General features: G+C 54.7%; 15 protein-coding genes and 1 pseudogene. 14 read left to right on the forward strand and 2 right to left on the reverse strand.

The window, feature by feature from the left end:
- Positions 1–5: 5 nt before the first annotated feature.
- A pseudogene (locus BV494_RS26420) lies at positions 6–89 on the forward strand (hypothetical protein); the annotation flags it as partial.
- On the forward strand, positions 90–566 hold the full coding sequence (locus BV494_RS15240) for a YbbD-related protein (RefSeq protein WP_104923603.1): 477 nt from the start codon (positions 90–92) through the stop codon (positions 564–566).
- Positions 567–724: 158 nt separating this feature from the next.
- Here the strand turns inward: BV494_RS15240 and BV494_RS15245 are convergent, their stop codons facing one another.
- Positions 725–1,537 carry an IclR family transcriptional regulator gene (locus BV494_RS15245; RefSeq protein WP_104923604.1) on the reverse strand — a complete coding sequence of 271 codons (813 nt, stop codon included), beginning with the start codon at positions 1,535–1,537 and terminating at the stop codon, positions 725–727.
- Between the two features lie 300 nt (positions 1,538–1,837).
- Here BV494_RS15245 and yiaK point away from each other — a divergent pair, with 300 nt between their 5' ends.
- From yiaK to BV494_RS25880, 10 genes are all read left to right on the forward strand, one after another.
- Entirely contained in the window at positions 1,838–2,836 is a 999-nt protein-coding gene (gene yiaK, locus BV494_RS15250; RefSeq protein ID WP_104923605.1) for a 3-dehydro-L-gulonate 2-dehydrogenase, read from the forward strand.
- Positions 2,837–2,847: 11 nt separating this feature from the next.
- Positions 2,848–3,315: a NanQ anomerase/TabA/YiaL family protein gene (locus BV494_RS15255; protein ID WP_104923606.1), complete on the forward strand. Its 468-nt coding sequence runs from the start codon at positions 2,848–2,850 to the stop codon at positions 3,313–3,315.
- A 54-nt stretch (positions 3,316–3,369) separates the two neighbouring features.
- On the forward strand, positions 3,370–4,344 hold the full coding sequence (locus BV494_RS15260) for a DUF4862 family protein (RefSeq protein ID WP_104923607.1): 975 nt from the start codon (positions 3,370–3,372) through the stop codon (positions 4,342–4,344).
- 108 nt (positions 4,345–4,452) lie between these two features.
- Positions 4,453–5,790: an MFS transporter gene (locus BV494_RS15265; protein ID WP_104923608.1), complete on the forward strand. Its 1,338-nt coding sequence runs from the start codon at positions 4,453–4,455 to the stop codon at positions 5,788–5,790.
- A 9-nt stretch (positions 5,791–5,799) separates the two neighbouring features.
- The gene (locus tag BV494_RS15270) at positions 5,800–7,329 is read left to right on the forward strand and encodes an FGGY-family carbohydrate kinase (RefSeq protein WP_104923609.1); all 1,530 of its coding nucleotides are present in this window, start codon (positions 5,800–5,802) and stop codon (positions 7,327–7,329) included.
- A complete protein-coding gene (ulaD, locus tag BV494_RS15275) occupies positions 7,322–7,981 on the forward strand; it encodes a 3-keto-L-gulonate-6-phosphate decarboxylase UlaD (protein WP_104923610.1) in 660 nt (219 codons plus the stop codon). Before BV494_RS15270 ends, ulaD begins: the two co-directional genes overlap by 8 nt.
- A complete protein-coding gene (locus tag BV494_RS15280) occupies positions 7,978–8,838 on the forward strand; it encodes an L-ribulose-5-phosphate 3-epimerase (protein ID WP_104923611.1) in 861 nt (286 codons plus the stop codon). Before ulaD ends, BV494_RS15280 begins: the two co-directional genes overlap by 4 nt.
- On the forward strand, positions 8,832–9,533 hold the full coding sequence (araD, locus tag BV494_RS15285; RefSeq protein ID WP_104923612.1) for an L-ribulose-5-phosphate 4-epimerase: 702 nt from the start codon (positions 8,832–8,834) through the stop codon (positions 9,531–9,533). Before BV494_RS15280 ends, araD begins: the two co-directional genes overlap by 7 nt.
- Before the next feature lie 137 nt (positions 9,534–9,670).
- Positions 9,671–10,540, forward strand: a complete 870-nt coding sequence (locus BV494_RS15290; RefSeq protein ID WP_104923613.1) for a phosphoribulokinase — start codon at positions 9,671–9,673, stop codon at positions 10,538–10,540.
- A gap of 173 nt (positions 10,541–10,713) precedes the next feature.
- Positions 10,714–10,881, forward strand: coding sequence for a hypothetical protein (locus BV494_RS25880; RefSeq protein WP_192938014.1), 168 nt, complete (start codon positions 10,714–10,716; stop codon positions 10,879–10,881).
- Position 10,882: 1 nt separating this feature from the next.
- Here BV494_RS25880 and BV494_RS15295 read toward each other — a convergent pair whose 3' ends face one another.
- Positions 10,883–11,290, reverse strand: coding sequence for an OsmC family protein (locus BV494_RS15295; RefSeq protein ID WP_101077441.1), 408 nt, complete (start codon positions 11,288–11,290; stop codon positions 10,883–10,885).
- Between the two features lie 362 nt (positions 11,291–11,652).
- Between BV494_RS15295 and crp the strand changes: the two genes are divergently transcribed.
- Both crp and BV494_RS15305 read left to right on the forward strand, forming a co-directional pair.
- Positions 11,653–12,285 carry a cAMP-activated global transcriptional regulator CRP gene (gene crp, locus BV494_RS15300; RefSeq protein WP_013573634.1) on the forward strand — a complete coding sequence of 211 codons (633 nt, stop codon included), beginning with the start codon at positions 11,653–11,655 and terminating at the stop codon, positions 12,283–12,285.
- A gap of 61 nt (positions 12,286–12,346) precedes the next feature.
- Positions 12,347–14,422 carry a YccS/YhfK family putative transporter gene (locus BV494_RS15305; protein ID WP_104923614.1) on the forward strand — a complete coding sequence of 692 codons (2,076 nt, stop codon included), beginning with the start codon at positions 12,347–12,349 and terminating at the stop codon, positions 14,420–14,422.
- Positions 14,423–14,927 lie beyond the last annotated feature (505 nt).

A 14,927-nucleotide genomic window follows, 5' to 3' on the forward strand; every position in this document is an offset into this window, starting at 1 on the left:
AATGCAGGGGCAACCGTCACCGTTATTACGACCCGATGCAGGGACGGTATATCACGCAGGATCCGATTGGGTTGAGAGGGATATTTTGAATGAAGAATATCAAAAAAATAATAATTTCAATGCTTTTAATTACCCTATGCATTTTGTCTTGGGCCTTTTTTTTTACAAATAATGATATTGTAACGTTGAGGTATAATACATATGAAGATATTCATCCGGATAGTGGCGTGAAAACATGGCTACCTGTTTTCTTCCCAAAAGATGCATCTAATATTTATTTTTACTCAAACCTGGATATAAGTTTCTTTTATGTCGAATTTGAATTAAATGAAAAACAATCGATTTTATTTGAAAAGAGTCTAGTAATAAAAACGACTGCGAAAGGGACGTCGTATGTTGAAAAAATCAATAAAATTGAAACGGCATGGTGCAAGTATGGAACCCCAGAAAGTGAAGGCTTTGACGAATTATATCTTATCGGCAAAGTAAGCGAGACGGGGAAATATGTATTAACGGCAAAATTTAAAGATGATAGCAAGGATCTTAAAAATTATTGTGAGAGATAATGAGAATATTATTGGACACAGAAATCATTTTGGGTATGGCTACACTCTAAATACGAAGTAAAAACAGAGTTTATTATTACAACCTAAAAAAATAAACCATATCACCAGAAAAATTAAACTCTTAACCGATACCCCAACTCGGGATATCGGCTACAAACTCACACTCCCCCCACCTTCAGCCCAAGCTCGCCGGAAATCGCGGCGGCGGTTTCTTTCAGCGGTTTCAGCAATGCTTCTTCGCCGATCACGCCGAGTTTTGCCGTCGAGAGTGAAATCGAGACGGCATAGGTCACGCGCCGGTGGATATCAAACACCGGCACCGCCAGACAGGACACGCCCAGCTCATTTTCTTCCCGATCCATCGCCAGGCCCTGCTGGCGGATTTGCGCCAGCTCTTTGTCCATCTCTTTCAGGCTGACAATCGTATTACGGGTCAGCGGCTGTATCTGTTCGCTGTGACTTTCCCAGTAAGCCGGCACGTAATCCTGATGCCCGTACGCCATGTAGATTTTGCCCATTGCCGAGCAATACAGCGGCATATGCTGGCCGATGTACGCGCGGGTTCGCAGCATTCCGGTGGTCGGTTCGAGCTTGTAAATCAGAATGGCGTGGTCGTCTTCCCGGCTGGAGAAGTTAACGGTTTCGCCGGTCGCGATATTCAGCGCTTCAAGATGCGGCGCAGCGACGTGGATAATATTCAGGGAAGACAGTGATTTCTGGCCGACAGAAATAAACTTGGTGGTTAAGCGATAGCTCCCTGCCGCCGGTGCTGGCGTGACATAACCGCAGGATTGCAGCCCCTGAAGTAAACGGTGAACCGTACTTTTGTTCAGTTCCGCCAGTTCAGAAAGATGCGCCAGCGGGCAGCCGTTCGGGTAATTGCTGAGTATTTCGATCAGCTGTAACCCACGGAACAGGCTCTGACTTCCTGCCGGTTTATCTTTCCCCTGTTCGTTCTCTGCGTCTTTCATACCTTGAAGAATTCCCGTTATGCCGATGGTGTTTCAATCCTGAACCGATGGTATAGCAAACTTCCTTCGCACGCGAAATAACTCCTTTTCCCTGCCTGCTTTTTGCCCTGCCTAAAATGTGTCCTTCATCACGAACCGGACATGAAGTTTTTATCCAACTGATTTTAAAGCGTTTTAAAAACGACCGGATGGATTGTGATCCGTTCCGGACAAGAGTAGATTTTTGAAATCAGATTCCACATAGTGAAATATAGAGATCTAAAAACAACCAGGACTTTAACAATAACACCGGAGAAAGGTATGAAACTGAGCTTTGAAACGTTGCAAAAAGAGTTCAAAAGGGTGCTTGTCTCACGCCACGTCAAACCTGACGTCGCCGATGAATGCGCCACGATGTTTGCCCAAACCACCGAGTCCGGCGTTTATTCCCACGGCGTAAACCGTTTCCCGCGCTTCATTCAGCAACTGGATCAGGGCGATATTCACCCGGACGCCGTAGCGAAAAAAATCCTCTCGCTGGGCGCGATTGAACAGTGGGATGCGCAGCGCTCAATCGGCAATCTGACGGCGAAAAAAATGATGGATCGCGCTATTTCTCTGGCTTCTGACCACGGCATCGGGCTGGTGGCATTACGCAATGCCAACCACTGGATGCGCGGCGGAAGTTACGGCTGGCAGGCGGCAGAAAAAGGTTACATCGGGATTTGCTGGACGAACTCGATCGCGGTGATGCCACCGTGGGGCGCGAAAGAATGCCGAATCGGCACGAACCCGCTGATTGTCGCCATCCCCGGCTCGCCGATCACGATGGTGGACATGTCGATGTCGATGTTCTCCTACGGCATGCTGGAAGTGAACCGCCTCGCAGGCCGGGAACTGCCGGTCGACGGCGGCTTCGACGACAACGGCCAGCTGACCCGCGAACCCGGCGTTATCGAAAAGAACCGTCGCATTTTGCCGATGGGCTACTGGAAAGGTTCCGGTTTATCCATTGTGCTCGACATGATCGCCACCCTGCTTTCCGATGGCGCGTCCGTGGCAGAAGTCACTGAAGACAACTCGGATGAATACGGGATTTCGCAGATTTTCATCGCCATCGAAGTTGACCGCCTGATTGACGGCGCGACCCGCGATGCAAAGCTCCAGCGCATTATGGATTACGTCACCACCGCCGAACGCAACAATCCGGACGAAGCCGTGCGCCTGCCGGGCCACGAATTCAGCCGCCTGCTGGCAGAAAACCGCCGCAACGGGATCACCGTGGATGACAGCGTCTGGGCGAAAATTCAGGCGTTATAAGGAGTTGGCTCATGATATCGGGACATATCAGCAATCCGAATCCCTGCACGTTTCCCGCAGCGATTGAGAAGGCGCTGAATTTTTTGCGGAATACGGATTTTCACGCACTGGAAACTGGCGTTGTCGAAATTGAAGGCAGAGATATTTACGCGCAGATCCTCGATCTGACGACCAAAGCGAAAACGGAAAATCAGCCTGAAGTTCACCGCCGTTATATTGATATTCAATTTTTAGCCTGGGGTAACGAAATTATCGGTTATGCCGCCGACCGGGGGAATAACCCGATATCTCAGTCGTTGCTTGAAGAAAGAGACATTATTTTTTATCACGGCATGGAAAATGAATCCGAAATCATCATGACACCGGGAACCTACGCCATATTCTTTCCGCAGGATGTTCACCGCCCTGCGTGTATTCATCATACCGTCAGTCATATTCGTAAAATTGTCGTCAAAGTGAAGGTGGATAAACTCGGGTAACCGTCAGGATAAAAAACAGTTCGGGAAGACAGTTAATTCAATGGGGAAATTACTATGCAAAAGCATGCAGGCTTTATTGTCGGCGCTTATCCTTGCGCGCCCTCTTTTCATCAGCGACATGAAAATGAAGAAACCGAATTCTGGCGCAAGCTGGCCGATATTCCGGGGATACGTGGAATAGAACAACCTTGTCTGGAAACGTTGCATCCGTACGGCGATGAATGGTTATTCCGGCATCTGCCTGACGAGTGGGACATCGTGGTGACCGGCGTGATGGAAACCATGCGCAGGCGCGGAACCTTGCCGGGCTTCGGGCTGGCGTCCGAAGACGCTGAACAGCGTCGTGCCTGTGTCAGCTATTACCGCCACGTTTTCGAAAAGGTTGAGCAGACCAATACGCGCTTTGGCAGAAGCAAAGTGCTGGCCGTAGAGTTGCAGTCCGCGCCGCTGGCAGGCACACAAAATGTCAGCCAGGCCGCGCGCTGTTTCACGGAGTCTTTGCAGGAAATCCTGAGCTGGGACTGGCCGTGCGGGCTGCTTATCGAGCATTGCGATGCGCTGGATAAACCGGCTTCACGCAAAGGTTTTCTGCCCTTGGCGCATGAACTGACGGCGATTGCTGAGGCCAAAGCCCGCACCGGGAAAACAGCCGGCGTGTGTATCAACTGGGCGCGTTCCGCCATTGAAGGCCGCAATACCTCCCTGCCGCTGGAACATCTGCAAATCAGCCAGCAGGCCGGTGTTCTTCAGGCGCTGATGTTCTCGGGCACCACCCGCGAAGGTGCTTATGGCGACTGGCAGGATCTGCACGCGCCGTTTGCGCCGTTCACAGGCAGTGAAGCGGGATGTCAGGAAAGCCTGATGACCATCGATATTGCCGCCGAAATGTTCCGGCACGCTCCCCCGGAATCACTGAGCTTCTCGGGAATTAAATTACTGGAAATGAGTGCCAGCGCCAGCGTGGATCATCGCATTGCTATTTTGCGGGACGGTATTCAGGCCATGACTCTGGCAATCAACAAAAAATAATAATCATAAAATAACGGCATCTTATTTTACACCATATCCCTTTTCTCTGAGGGGAAACCCGCTCGTCGGTTAAACGGGCTCTGTAACTCATTATTAAGGTAATAAGTTATGAATAAAAACTCTGATACTCTGCAAAGCAACCGGTTATTAAAAGAAATACCTAAGCAACGCTGGCTTCGAATTATTCCGCCCATCCTGATCGCCTGCATTATTTCTTATATGGACAGGGTGAATATTGCCTTTGCGATGCCAGGCGGAATGGACGCGGATTTGGGTATTACCGCATCCATGGCCGGACTGGCGGGCGGAATATTTTTTATCGGCTATTTATTCCTGCAAGTGCCGGGCGGAAAAATCGCGGTTCACGGCAGCGGTAAGAAATTCATCGGCTGGTCGCTGGTCGCGTGGGTCATTATTTCGATTCTCACCGGCCTGGTGACGAATCATTATCAGCTGTTATTCCTGCGCTTCGCACTGGGCGTGGCAGAAGGCGGCATGTTGCCGGTCGTGCTGACGATGATCAGCAACTGGTTCCCCGATGCCGAACGCGGCAGGGCGAATGCGATTGTGATCATGTTTGTGCCGATCGCCGGGATCATCACCGCCCCGCTCTCGGGCCTGATCATCAGCGCACTCGACTGGCGCTGGCTGTTTATCATTGAAGGGCTGCTTTCCGCCGTCGTTCTGGTGATGTGGGTACTGACCGTTTGCGACCGCCCGCAGGAAGCGCGGTGGATTTCGCCCGAGGAGAAAAACTGGCTGATATCGACGCTGGCCGCCGAACAGAAAGCCATTGCCGGGAAAGAAGTCAGAAACGCCTCGCTCGGCGCGGTGCTGGCCAACCGGACGATGTGGCAGCTTATCGCCCTGAATTTCTTCTACCAGACCGGCATTTACGGCTACACCCTGTGGCTGCCGACCATCCTGAAAGAACTCACGCATTCCACCATGGGACAGGTCGGCGTCCTCGCGATCCTTCCTTACATCGGCGCCGTCGCGGGTATGTTGCTGTTCTCCTCGCTGTCAGACCGCACCGGTAAACGCAAACTGTACGTGTTCCTGCCTCTGCTGGGCTTTGCGGCCTGCATGTTCCTGTCGGTGATGCTGAAAAATACCGTCTGGCTTTCGTATGCCGCGCTGGTCGGCTGCGGCTTCTTCCTGCAATCCGCCGCCGGGGTGTTCTGGACCATTCCCGCCAAGCTTTTCAGTGCAGAAATGGCCGGTGGCGCACGCGGTGTGATTAACGCGCTGGGCAATCTGGGCGGATTCTGCGGGCCGTATGCCGTCGGCCTGCTCATCACCTTCTACAGCAAAGACGCCGGTGTTTATTGTCTGGCGATCTCACTCACGCTGGCGGCACTGATGGCATTGCTGTTGCCTGCCCGGTGTGACGTTCCGGCGCAATCGGCGAACAAATTACCCGACAGCCGTCCGACAGCAGCCTGAGGAAATACGATGAAAGTTTCATCCGGAGAATACTGGTTAGGGATCGACTGCGGCGGCACCTATCTCAAGGCGGGATTGTACGATCACGCAGGGCAGGAATCCGGCGTTTGCCGCCAGTCCCTGCCGGTGCTGAGCGACCATCCCGGCTGGGCCGAGCGTGACATGCCTGCGCTGTGGGCGTCATGTGCCAGTTGTATTGCCGCCCTGCTGCGCCAGCAAAACGTCAGCGGTGCGCAGGTGAAAGGCATCGGCATTTCGGCGCAAGGCAAAGGATTATTCCTGCTGGATAAAGCCGGAAATCCGCTGGGCAGGGGGATTTTGTCCTCCGACCGCCGCGCCGGTGATGTGATCAGCGCCTGGCAGCGTGACGGTTTACACCAGCAAATCTATCCGCTGACCCGGCAGGCGCTGTGGGCCGGGCATCCGGTGTCATTACTGCGCTGGATAAAACTGCATCAGCCGGAGCGTTATCAGCAAATCGGCACGGTAATGATGGCGCACGATTATCTGCGTTATTGCCTGACCGGCGAGCGTGGATGCGAAGAAACCAACATTTCCGAATCCAATCTGTATCACATGGCGAACGGCGGTTACGACGCCCGGCTGGCTGAAATGCTGGGGATTGCCGAAATCAGCGCGGCGTTGCCGCCGGTGGTCGGTTCGGCGGAAATCTGCGGAACCGTGACGCCAGACGTCGCGGCGCTGACCGGATTAACCGCCGGAACGCCGGTGGTAGGCGGATTATTCGATGTGGTCTCTACCGCGCTTTGCGCCGGACTTCACGACGAATTCACCCTGAATGCGGTGATGGGTACGTGGGCGGTCACCAGCGGAATATCAGCGGAAATGGGCGAGCGGGAAAATCATCCGTACGTTTATGGCCGCTACGCCGGGGGCGAAGGTTTTCTTATTCACGAAGCCAGCCCGACATCTTCCGCCAATCTCGAATGGCTGAACCGGCAAACCGGCGGCATGGCGTTTGACGAGATTAACCGCGCCGTCAGCGCCCTGCCCAAAGCTGGGACCGACGTTCTGTTCCTGCCCTTCCTTTATGGCAGCAATCAGGGTGCGGAAATGACCGCCGGATTCTACGGTCTGCAATCGTTGCATCATCGCGGCCATTTGTTGCAGGCGGTGTACGAGGGCGTGGTGTTCAGCCATATGACGCACCTTAACCGAATGCTCGAACGCTTTCCGCAGGCAAAAACACTGCGCGTGACCGGCGGACCGGCGCGTTCTGAGATCTGGATGCAGATGCTGGCCGACGTCAGCGGAATGCCGGTGGAGCGCCCTCAGATCGAAGAAACCGGCTGTCTGGGCGCGGCGCTGGCGGCGATGGTCGGCACCGGCGTCTATGCGACTTTTGCGCAAGCCCAGCGTCATCTGCACTTTGCCGTGAAGCGTCTGGAACCCGACGCCGGTGCGCAGATGGCCTATCAGAAAAAATCACAACGTTACCAGTTCCTGATCGACGCACTGGGCGGTTACCACGCCCGCTGCGCGGCGGCTGACTCACAGGGAAAACCTCATCATGACTAAACCTCTTCTCCAGCTGGCGCTGGATCATACCGACCTTCCGGCCGCGCTGCGCACCGCGAAGGCGCTGAAAAATCACGTCGACATCATCGAGGCGGGCACCATTTTGTGTCTCTGCGAAGGGTTACACGCCGTGGAAATGCTGCGTGAACTTTGCCCGGACAAGATTCTGGTGGCCGACCTGAAAGTCGCCGACGCCGGAGAAACGCTGGCGCTGGAGGCGTTTAAAGCCGGGGCCGACTGGATGACGGTGATTTGTGCCGCGCCGCTGGCGACGGTCATCAAAGCGCACGATGTGGCGAAAACGCATCAGGGCGAAATCCAGATAGAACTCTTCGGCAACTGGACGATGCAGGATGCGCGCGACTGGCACGCGGCCGGGATCCGTCAGGCGATTTATCACCGCGGGCGCGACGCGCAGGCCAGCGGACAAACCTGGGGGCAGCAGGATCTGGATCGTATGAAACAGCTGTCGGATATCGGCCTGCGCCTTTCCGTCACCGGCGGCATCACGCCTGCAGATTTGCCACTGTTCCGCGATATCGACGTGCAGGCGTTTATCGCCGGACGCGCGTTATCCGACGCAACGCAACCTGCGCAGGTCGCGCAGGCGTTTCACCAGCAAATCGGCGCAATCTGGGGAGCCACGGCATGAGAAAACATCCGCTGGGCATCTATGAAAAAGCGCTGCCCAAACACCTGAGCTGGCCGGAAAGACTGGCGCTGGCGAAAAGCTGCGGCTTTGATTTTGTCGAAATGTCGGTGGATGAAACCGATGAGCGCCTGTCGCGCCTCGACTGGAGCATTACGCAGCGCGTCGCGCTGGTCGAAGCGATGATGGAAATCGGCGTCTCCATTCCGTCGATGTGCCTTTCCGCACACCGCCGTTTTCCGTTCGGCAGCCACGATGAAAGCGTCCGCAAGCGGGCGCGGGAAGTGATGACCAAAGCCATCAAACTGGCACGCGATTTGGGTATCCGTACCTTACAGCTGGCCGGTTATGACGTGTATTACGAAGCGTCCGATGCCGGTACCCGCGAACGTTTTGCCGAAGGACTGGCGTGGGCAGTGGAACAGGCCGCCGCCGCGCAGGTCACGCTGGCGGTCGAAATCATGGACACCGAATTCATGAATTCGATAACCAAGTGGAAAGCGTGGGATGAACGCCTGAATTCACCGTGGTTTAGCGTGTACCCGGACATCGGCAATCTCAGCGCGTGGGGAAACGACATTGCGTCGGAGCTGGCGCTGGGCATTGACCGCATCGCCGCCATCCACCTGAAAGATACCTATCCGGTCACCGCGACCTCAAAAGGTCAGTTCCGCGATGTGCCGTTCGGCGACGGCTGCGTCGATTTCACCGGCTTTTTCCGCACGCTGGGCGCGCTGAATTATCGCGGCGCATTCCTCATCGAAATGTGGACGGAAACTGCCGCCGAGCCGGTGCTGGAAATCATCAAAGCCCGTCAGTGGATTGAAGCCAAAATGCAGGAAGGAGAATTCGCATGTTAGAACAGCTGAAACAGGCCGTACTGGAAGCCAATCTGGCGCTGCCCGCGTATCATCTGGTGACGTTTACCTGGGGCAACGTCAGCGCGGTTGACCGCGAAAAAGGGCTGGTGGTGATCAAACCGTCGGGCGTGGAATATACCGACATGGAAGCCTCCGATATGGTCGTCGTCGATCTGCACACCGGCGAACGCATTGAAGGCGACAAAAATCCGTCGTCGGATACCGCCACGCATCTGGCGCTTTACCGGCAGTTTCCGGAAATCGGCGGCATTGTGCATACGCATTCCCGCCACGCGACAATCTGGTCGCAGGCCGGGCTGGATTTGCCGGCATGGGGCACCACGCACGCCGATTATTTCTACGGCAATATTCCCTGCACGCGCCGGATGACCGAAGCAGAAATCAACGGCGCGTACGAACTGGAAACCGGCAACGTCATTATCGAAACCTTCCTGGCGCGGGGTCTGGACGCCATGCAGGTTCCGGCGGTTCTGGTGCATTCTCACGGGCCGTTCGCCTGGGGGAAAAATGCCGCCGACGCCGTGCATAACGCCGTCGTGCTGGAGGAATGCGCCTACATGGGCATATTCTCCCGCCAGCTGACGCCTGCACTCGGCGATATGCAAAAGCCGCTGATGGACAAACATTACCTGCGCAAACACGGGAAAAACGCCTATTACGGACAACTGAAATAACCGGTCGTCGCCTGTCACTTCTCGAATAAATATGGTAACAATAGGCTTAATTATGCGCAGCGATGTCGCCAGGTTTTCGACCACAGAAAAGACCGCGACACGCCTGCCTGCCTCACTTTTATGGAGAACAGCGCATTATGTCAGCCAAACACCCTGTTATTGCCGTTACCGGTTCGAGCGGTGCAGGCACCACCACCACCAGTCTGGCATTTCGGAAAATATTCCAACAGCTTGGCCTGCGCGCCGCCGAGCTGGAAGGCGACAGTTTCCACCATTTCACCCGCCCGGAAATGGACGCGGCCATCCGCAAAGCCCGCGACCTCGGGCGTCATATCAGCTACTTCGGGCCGGAAGCCAACGACTTCGGTTTACTGGAAAAAAGCTTTATCGAATACGGCAAAACCGGCACAGGCCGTTCGCGCAAATATCTGCATACTTATGACGAAGCCGTTCCGTACAATCAGGTGCCGGGGACGTTTACGCCGTGGCAGGCATTGCCGGAACCGACGGACATTTTATTCTACGAAGGCCTGCACGGCGGTGTGGTATCCGACAAAACGGACGTCGCGGCGCATGTCGATTTGCTGGTCGGCGTGGTGCCCATCGTTAACCTGGAATGGATCCAGAAACTGGTGCGTGATACCGGCGAGCGCGGGCATTCCCGTGAAGCGGTGATGGATTCCGTGGTGCGTTCGATGGACGACTACATCAACTACATCACGCCGCAATTTTCCCGCACGCACATTAACTTCCAGCGCGTGCCAACCATCGACACCTCCAACCCGTTTGCCGCGAAAGCCATTCCTTCGCTGGATGAAAGCTTCGTGGTGATTCATTTTCAGGGACTGGATGACATTGATTTCCCGTATCTGCTGGCAATGTTGCAGGGCTCGTTTATCTCGCACATCAAAACGCTGGTGGTGCCGGGCGGCAAAATGGGGCTGGCGATGGAGCTGATTATGGCGCCGCTGGTGCAGCGCCTGATGGAAGGGAAGAAAATCGAGTAAGTGAAATCAGGCGTCGTTCATCAGCAAGTGCTGAATGAATCCGACGTGTAATTTCACGCCAATCTGGAATGCCTCTTCGTCCAGCGCAGTTCATATTGCGCCCCGTGCGCCGCCGTAATTCCTGAACTAATCTGTTCCATCACCTGTGGCACCTGTTCGCGCACGCTGTGGCGATGAGTGCGCCGTTCGGCTTGCAGGACAGGCTTTGCCTGCTCAATAGCGATACACTGCCGGAGGCGGAATATTGCGTACTCTATTCGCAAAAATCGCCGCTGACGTTTGCCGCGCGGCGATTTCTGGATTTATTGCGAAGCCAGTGTCAGTCGTATGACTGGTCGTGACTTATTCGGCGTTCACCACTTCAAAACTGTGGGTGATCGTCGCGGCTTTGCCCAGCATCAGGGAAACGGAGCAGTATTTTTCCGCAGACAGGCTGACCGCGCGTTCCACAATTTTATCCGTCAGGTCTTTGCCGGTGACGATGAAATGCAGGTTGATGTGCGTGAACAGACGCGGTGCTTCTTCGCGGCGCTGAGACGTCAGTTTCACTTCGCAGTCACGCACGTCGTTACGGCCTTTCTGCAAAATAGACACCACGTCAATCGCACTGCAACCGCCCGCTGACATCAGCAACATTTCCATCGGGCTCGGGGCTTTGTCGCCCGCATTGCCATCCATTGTGATCTGATGGCCCGACGCTGACTCGCCTAAAAACGTCAGCCCTTCTACCCATTTTACGCGTGCGTGCATGTGCTCTTCTCCCGGTGGATAAATTCGTCAAAATCTTCCCTCAGACTACCCTTTCACCCAAAAACTGGCAACGTAACCCGATCGCCATCATGCTGAAGCGAGACAACAGAAGACAGCATTGCAATCCTGTGTTACAAACAAAGCCGAAACATACTTTCCAGTAAATTGCGGTGACGGTTTTTGCGGTTTAAGAACAGAACCCACGGTGTTAACAGCAATAATCAGGCTGTTTCACTCCGACATCCGCTTGCAGCATTTCTGGGGAGTTATATGCTGAAAGGGCGCTTTTTAAAGTAAGTGCCGTACAGGGAACTCTGAGCCCTGTGATTTTGGGCAGCGATAACAACAGAGGATAATAGCAAATGGTTCTCGGCAAGCCACAAACAGACCCGACTCTCGAATGGTTCCTTTCTCACTGTCATATACATAAGTATCCTTCTAAAAGTACGCTGATTCACCAGGGTGAAAAAGCCGAAACGCTGTACTACATCGTGAAAGGGTCGGTTGCCGTCCTGATTAAAGATGAAGAAGGCAAAGAAATGATACTGTCATACCTTAACCAAGGTGACTTCATCGGCGAGCTGGGACTCTTCGAAGAAGGGCAGGAACGCAGTGCCTGGGTTCGTGCTAAAACTGCCTGCGAAGTGGCTGAAATTTCTTATAAAAAATTCCGCCAGCTGATTCAGGTTAACCCGGATATTCTGATGCGTCTTTCCGCGCAGATGGCAAACCGTCTGCAAGTGACGTCAGAGAAAGTCGGCAACCTTGCCTTCCTCGACGTAACAGGCCGTATCGCGCAAACTTTGCTTAATCTGGCTAAACAGCCTGATGCAATGACCCATCCGGACGGGATGCAAATCAAGATCACCCGTCAGGAAATCGGCCAAATCGTCGGTTGTTCACGTGAAACAGTCGGACGTATTCTCAAAATGCTGGAAGATCAGAGCCTGATCTCCGCACACGGTAAAACGATTGTCGTTTACGGCACACGTTAATCCCTCAGAAATTGGCGCGGCAGCTGACTGTCGCGCCTTTTTTATGGGCTAAGCTTTACCCATGACGCTATGGCGAAGACTGTTTTATCATCCCGAAGTTAACTACGCGCTGCGCCAGACGCTGGTGTTATGCCTGCCTGTCGGTATTTGCTGGCTGTTTGGCAATCTGCAAATGGGTCTGCTGTTTTCCTTGTGCCCGGCCTGTTGCAACGTCGCCGGTCTCGATACTCCGCACAAACGCTTCTTTAAACGCCTGATTATCGGCGGCTCGTTGTTTGCCGTCAGCAGTATTCTGATGCAGGTCATGCTGGAAAACTGGCACATTCCCCTGCCGCTCATCATGTTAACGCTGGCTTTGCTGCTCGGCGTCACCGGCGAAATCAGCCCGCTGCACGCACGCTTATTGCCCGGCGCGCTGGTGGCCACCATCTTTACGCTGAGTATGGTCGGTGTGAGGCCGATGTGGCAGGCACCCGCGCTGTTTGCTGCGGGTACCGCCTGGTACGGGCTGTTTAACTGGGCGTGGTTCCGTATTTCCGAAGAACAGCCGATGCGCGAAACGCTCAGTCAGCTGTATTTGCAACTGGCGGATTATTTCGAAGCCAAGTACAGCCTGCTGACGCAACACACCGATCCGGAAACCGCCCTTCCGCCACTGCTCAAACGCCAGCAGCAGGTTATCGATCTGATTGCGTTGCTGTATCAGCAACTGCACATGCTGCCGCAGCACGGGCATCATCATCACCACAAGCGGCTGTTCCAGCGTTTTCAGGTTGCGCTCGATTTGCAGGAACACATCACGGTCAGCCTGCATCAGCCGGAAGAAGTCCAGAAACTGGTGGAAGAAAGCCATGCCGAAGCGGTGATCCGCCGGAATGCGCAGGTAATTTCCGCCCGTCTGCGCGTGATTGCGGACGATATTCTCTACCATCGCCTTTCCGAACGCTTCACCATGGCGAATGAGTTGGCAGCGCTGGAAAAAATTGCGGCGCAGAACCCGCAGAATCCGGTCGGCCAGTTCTGTTATTACCATTTCAGCCGTATCGCGCGACTGCTGCGGACGCAGCGTCCGCTGTATCGCCGCGATCTGATGAACTCCCAGCCGCGCCTGCCGTTCTGGCCTGCGGTAAAAAGCTATCTGTCTTTTAAATCTTCCGCCCTGCGCAATGCCGCACGTCTGGGGCTGATTCTGGCGATCGGCAGCAGCCTCGGGCTGTTCTTCAATCTGCCGAAACCCTACTGGATATTGCTGACCATCATGCTGGTCAGCCAGAACGGTTATAACGCCACGCGTGTGCGTATCCAGCACCGTGCGCTCGGCACGCTGGCCGGTCTGCTGATTGCCGCCGGATTGCTGAAACTGGAGATGCCGGAAGGCATCACGCTGATTTGTATGCTGGTGGTGACGCTGATTTCCTACACGGTACTGCGCAAAAACTACGGGCTGGCGATGGTCGGGATGACGGTCACCGCCGTTTATACATTGCAGTTGCTGGCAATGAACGGCATCCATTTTCTGGTGCCGCGACTTATCGACACATTGATTGGCTGTGCGCTGGCCTTCGGCGGCACCATCTGGCTGTGGCCGCAATGGCAAAGTGGCCTGATGCGACAGAATGCCCATCAGGCGCTGGAAACGTATCAGAACGCCATCCGGCTTATCCTGCAGGAAAACCCTGACGCGTCGAAACTCGCGTACACCCGGATGCAGGTCAATCAGGCGCACAACAAGCTCTTCACCTCGCTGAGCCAGGCGATGCAGGAACCGGGTTTTAACTCGCACTATCTGGCGGATATGCGTTTGTGGGTCACGCACAGTCAGTTTGTCGTTGAGCACATCAACGCGATGACGATTCTCGCCCGCGAGCATTACATGCTGCCGGAGAAGCTGGCGACGGAGTATTTACAGACCTGCGAAATTGCGCTGCAAAGCTGTCAGCAACGGCTGCTGTACGACGGCCCCGGCAGCGAGAACAGCCTGTTTAATGCGCCGGAGCTGCACCCTGACATGCCGCTGACCGAAATGGAGCGTCACCTGCGCAGGGTGATTTCGCATCTGAGTGTGATGCATACCATTTCGTCACTGGCGTGGAAGCAGAGGCCACACCACGGGGTCTGGCTGACGCGGCGGGCGTAAAAGGGGAGATCCCCTTTTATATCCCCCGTTTAAGGGTTGGATCGAGAAGGTTTCGGTTTCTCACTCGCCGTGGGGCTGGATCGAGAAGGTTTCGGTTTTTCACGCACGGTGATCACTTAATTCGCTGTGCCGAAACCGCCAAAGAGGGAGGAAAAGCGCCTCCCTCTTTGATCTCCCACGCTTTTTTCACTGCGCGCTCCGCTCGCTGGCTATGTTTCAGCCACCGCAATTATTGCCGCAAAAACTTGCCGCTGCGCGGTTCCCTAACTCGGTTTCGAGCCTTGGGTCTCGAAACACTCGCTCGGCAAGCTTTCTGAAAGCGGCCAAAGGCTATGTAATTCAAGAGAGTATTTCGTGCTGTTTTTCAAAAGGTGAGATGACGCGCTCAAAATCCAGCTGAACGGAGCGGCTTCGAGACCCGAGGCTCGAAGACCGAGTGAAGGCAGCACGAAGTGCCTGGATTTGCGCCACACGCGGGAGCGCCAGAACACGGCCATCGCCCCAG

The sequence above is a fragment of the Rahnella sikkimica genome, assembly GCF_002951615.1.
GTDB lineage: Bacteria > Pseudomonadota > Gammaproteobacteria > Enterobacterales > Enterobacteriaceae > Rahnella > Rahnella sikkimica.

Excerpts from the sequence above, each read along its gene's own strand:
- BV494_RS15280 (WP_104923611.1), top strand. The coding sequence starts at position 7,978 with ATGAGAAAACATCCGCTGGGCATCTATGAAAAAGCGCTGCCCAAACAC.
- BV494_RS15265 (WP_104923608.1), top strand. The coding sequence starts at position 4,453 with ATGAATAAAAACTCTGATACTCTGCAAAGCAACCGGTTATTAAAAGAA.
- BV494_RS15305 (WP_104923614.1), top strand. The coding sequence starts at position 12,347 with ATGACGCTATGGCGAAGACTGTTTTATCATCCCGAAGTTAACTACGCG.
- yiaK (WP_104923605.1), top strand. The coding sequence starts at position 1,838 with ATGAAACTGAGCTTTGAAACGTTGCAAAAAGAGTTCAAAAGGGTGCTT.
- BV494_RS15245 (WP_104923604.1), bottom strand. The coding sequence starts at position 1,537 with ATGAAAGACGCAGAGAACGAACAGGGGAAAGATAAACCGGCAGGAAGT.
- araD (WP_104923612.1), top strand. The coding sequence starts at position 8,832 with ATGTTAGAACAGCTGAAACAGGCCGTACTGGAAGCCAATCTGGCGCTG.
- BV494_RS15290 (WP_104923613.1), top strand. The coding sequence starts at position 9,671 with ATGTCAGCCAAACACCCTGTTATTGCCGTTACCGGTTCGAGCGGTGCA.
- ulaD (WP_104923610.1), top strand. The coding sequence starts at position 7,322 with ATGACTAAACCTCTTCTCCAGCTGGCGCTGGATCATACCGACCTTCCG.
- BV494_RS15295 (WP_101077441.1), bottom strand. The coding sequence starts at position 11,290 with ATGCACGCACGCGTAAAATGGGTAGAAGGGCTGACGTTTTTAGGCGAG.
- BV494_RS15270 (WP_104923609.1), top strand. The coding sequence starts at position 5,800 with ATGAAAGTTTCATCCGGAGAATACTGGTTAGGGATCGACTGCGGCGGC.
- BV494_RS15260 (WP_104923607.1), top strand. The coding sequence starts at position 3,370 with ATGCAAAAGCATGCAGGCTTTATTGTCGGCGCTTATCCTTGCGCGCCC.
- crp (WP_013573634.1), top strand. The coding sequence starts at position 11,653 with ATGGTTCTCGGCAAGCCACAAACAGACCCGACTCTCGAATGGTTCCTT.
- BV494_RS15255 (WP_104923606.1), top strand. The coding sequence starts at position 2,848 with ATGATATCGGGACATATCAGCAATCCGAATCCCTGCACGTTTCCCGCA.
- BV494_RS25880 (WP_192938014.1), top strand. The coding sequence starts at position 10,714 with ATGAGTGCGCCGTTCGGCTTGCAGGACAGGCTTTGCCTGCTCAATAGC.
- BV494_RS15240 (WP_104923603.1), top strand. The coding sequence starts at position 90 with ATGAAGAATATCAAAAAAATAATAATTTCAATGCTTTTAATTACCCTA.